The sequence below is a fragment of the Streptomyces sp. BR123 genome, from assembly GCF_013401435.1.
Classification (GTDB): Bacteria; Actinomycetota; Actinomycetes; order Streptomycetales; family Streptomycetaceae; genus Streptomyces.
Map to the genome: position 1 here is coordinate 1 of NZ_JACBGN010000498.1, position 2,999 is coordinate 2,999.

Genomic DNA, 2,999 nt, shown 5'->3' on the forward strand with positions numbered 1-2,999 from the left:
CCTCCGCCCCGCCCCACCCAGGCACCCACTCTTCCCGAAGGGCCGCATCGTGACCCCGGCAGCACCCGTACGGCCTGCGTCGCCGCCCGCGCCGCCACCGCCCCGGCCGTCCCCCGTCCGGCGTGCGTGGCGCAAGGTCTCCCCGTACGCCTACATCGCACCCTTCTTCGGCCTGTTCGCCGCCTTCGGGCTCTTCCCCCTGCTCTACACGGCGTTCGTGTCGCTGTACCGGGTGGAGCTGCAGACCCCCGGCGACATGCAGTGGCGGGGGCTCGGCAACTACGCCGCGCTCCTCGGTGACGAGTTCTTCTGGACCTCGCTGCGCAACACCTTCACCATCGGGGTGCTCTCCACGGTCCCCCAGCTGGTGATGGCGCTCGGCCTCGCGCACCTGCTCAACCACGAGCTGCGCGGTCGGACGTTCTTCCGGACGGTGATGCTGCTTCCGTACGCGACCTCGGTCGCCGCCGCGACGCTCGTCTTCGCCCAGCTCTACGGCCGCGACTTCGGACTGGTCAACCACGCGCTCGGGCTCGTCGGCATCGACCCCGTCGACTGGCAGACCGGCACGGTGGCCTCCCAGGCCGCCGTCTCCTCCATCGTCGTCTGGCGCTGGACCGGGTACAACGCGCTGATCTACCTGGCCGGCATGCAGTCCATCCCGCATGAGCTCTACGAGGCGGCCGAGATGGACGGGGCATCACGGCTGCGGCAGTTCTTCCACGTCACGCTGCCAGGGCTGCGGCCGACGATCGTCTTCACGGTCGTCGTCTCCACCATCGGCGCGACCCAGCTCTTCGGCGAGCCGCTCCTGTTCGAGGGGTCCGTGTCCGGCGGCATCTCCCACCAGTACCAGACGCTGGGCCTCTACATGTACGAGCAGGGCTGGGGCTTCTTCCACCTGGGCCGGGCGGCCGCCGTCGCCTGGCTGATGTTCCTGCTGATCCTGCTGGTCGTCGGCGTCAACGCCGTGATCGTGCACCGCCGCGCCCGCAAGGAGGCAGACCGATGACCGTCCTCGCCGATCCGCCGGCCGGGCACCGGACCCCCGGGCGACGCGCCCGGGGCGGACGCCGCCGCTCCCGCGCCGGGCGCACGATGCGGGGCGGAAGGCTCGCCCACGCGACACTCGTCCTCGCCGTGCTCGTCTCGGCGTTCCCGTTCTACTGGACGATCGTCGCGGCCAGCCGCTCCAACGCCGACCTGGCCCGGGTGCCGCCGACGCTGCTGCCCGGCCCGAACCTGATGCGGAACTTCGAGGCGGTGGTGGAGGAGGCCGACATCGGCCGGGCGCTGCTCAACTCCCTCATCGTGTCCGGGTCGATCACCCTCGGCACGGTCCTGTGCTCCACCCTCGCCGGGTTCGCCTTCGCCAAACTGCGCTTCCGCGGCCGCGGCGCCCTGCTCGCGGTCACGGTCGGCACCATGATGATCCCCCCGCAGCTGGGCGTCATCCCGCTCTTCATGCTGATCGCCGAGCTCCAGTGGGTCAACCAGCTCCAGGCCGTCGTCCTTCCGGGGCTCGTCTCCGCCTTCGGCGTGTTCTTCATGCGGCAGTACCTCGCCCAGTCGCTGCCGGACGAACTCATCGAAGCGGCCCGGGTCGACGGCGCCTCCACCGCCCGCATCTTCTGGTGGATCGTCGTCCCCGTCGCGCGGCCGGGCATGGCCGTGCTCGGCCTGCTGACCTTCATGGCCGCCTGGAACGACTTCTTCTGGCCCGTCGTCGCCCTGTCCTCCTCCGAGCCGACCGTCCAGGTCGCCCTGCGCCAGCTCGGCGGCGGCTACGTCAACGACCAGTCCGTCATCATGGCCGGCACCCTCCTCGGCACCCTGCCGGTACTGCTGGTCTTCGGCCTGCTCGGCCGGCAGATCGTCGGCGGCATCATGCAGGGCGCGGTCAAAGGCTGACTGCCGCCTCCGCGCAGACTCCGCGCAGAAGCCCCCTCACCTCTCACGCGCGCACGAACCCCCTCACCTCTCACGCGCGCAGCACGCACGAGCCCCCTCACCTCCGGGAGACCCATCCTCATGACCGCGCCCGACGCCCGCCCCCGCACCGGGGCGACGCTCCGGTTCCCCGAGCACTTCCGCTGGGGCACCGCCACCGCCGCCTACCAGATCGAGGGAGCCGCGGGCGAGGACGGCCGCACCCCGTCCATCTGGGACACCTTCAGCCACACGGCGGGCAAGGTACGCAACGGCGACACCGGCGACATCGCCGCCGACCACTACCACCGCGTGAGCGAGGACATCGCGCTCATGCGGCGGCTCGGCGTCACCGACTACCGCTTCTCCATCGCCTGGCCCCGCGTCCAGCCGACCGGCCGGGGACCCGCCGACCAGAAGGGCCTGGACTTCTACCGGCGCCTGACCGACGGGCTGCGCGAGGCCGGCATCCGGCCCGTGGCCACCCTCTACCACTGGGACCTCCCCCAGGAACTGGAGGACGCCGGCGGCTGGCCGGACAGGGACACGGCGTACCGGTTCGCCGAGTACGCGGGCCTGGCAGCGGAGGGGCTCGGCGACCGCGTGGCGACCTGGACGACCCTCAACGAGCCCTGGTGCGCGGCCTTCCTCGGCTACGGCAGCGGGGTGCACGCCCCCGGGCGCACCAGTGCCGTCGACTCGCTGCGCGCAGCCCACCACCTCAACCTGGCCCACGGCCTCGCCGTCCGGGCGCTGCGCGGCGCCGTACCCGAGGCGGCGGAGGTGTCGCTCACCCTCAACCTCCACGCGGTGCGCGCCCACACGGACACCCCGGAGGACCTGGACGCGGCCCGCCGGATCGATGCGGTCGGCAACCGGATCTTCCTCGACCCGGTCTTCCACGGGTGCCTCCCGGAGGACCTCGTCGGCGACACCGCGTCCGTCACCGACTGGTCCTTCGTCATGGACGGGGATCTGCGGACGGCGGCCGCGCCGATCGACTTCCTCGGCATCAACTACTACTCCCCCGCCACGGTCGCGGCCGGCACCACCCCGTCCCCGTCCCCTTC

At 72.0% G+C, this 2,999-nt stretch carries 3 protein-coding genes; all 3 read left to right on the forward strand.

Annotated elements, in window-relative coordinates; genetic code table 11:
* The first annotated feature begins 154 nt into the window (after positions 1-154).
* A complete protein-coding gene (locus HYE82_RS35540; protein ID WP_309144562.1) occupies positions 155-1,012 on the forward strand; it encodes a sugar ABC transporter permease in 858 nt (285 codons plus the stop codon).
* A complete protein-coding gene (locus HYE82_RS35545) occupies positions 1,009-1,911 on the forward strand; it encodes a carbohydrate ABC transporter permease (protein ID WP_179178356.1) in 903 nt (300 codons plus the stop codon). Before HYE82_RS35540 ends, HYE82_RS35545 begins: the two co-directional genes overlap by 4 nt.
* Positions 1,912-2,031: 120 nt before the next feature.
* On the forward strand, positions 2,032-2,999 hold a 968-nt coding region (locus HYE82_RS35550), incomplete at its 3' end, for a glycoside hydrolase family 1 protein (protein ID WP_179178357.1).

What these genes read in the sequence shown, in the direction of transcription:
- HYE82_RS35545 (WP_179178356.1), top strand. Translation starts at nt 1,009, where the DNA reads ATGACCGTCCTCGCCGATCCGCCGGCCGGGCACCGGACCCCCGGGCGA.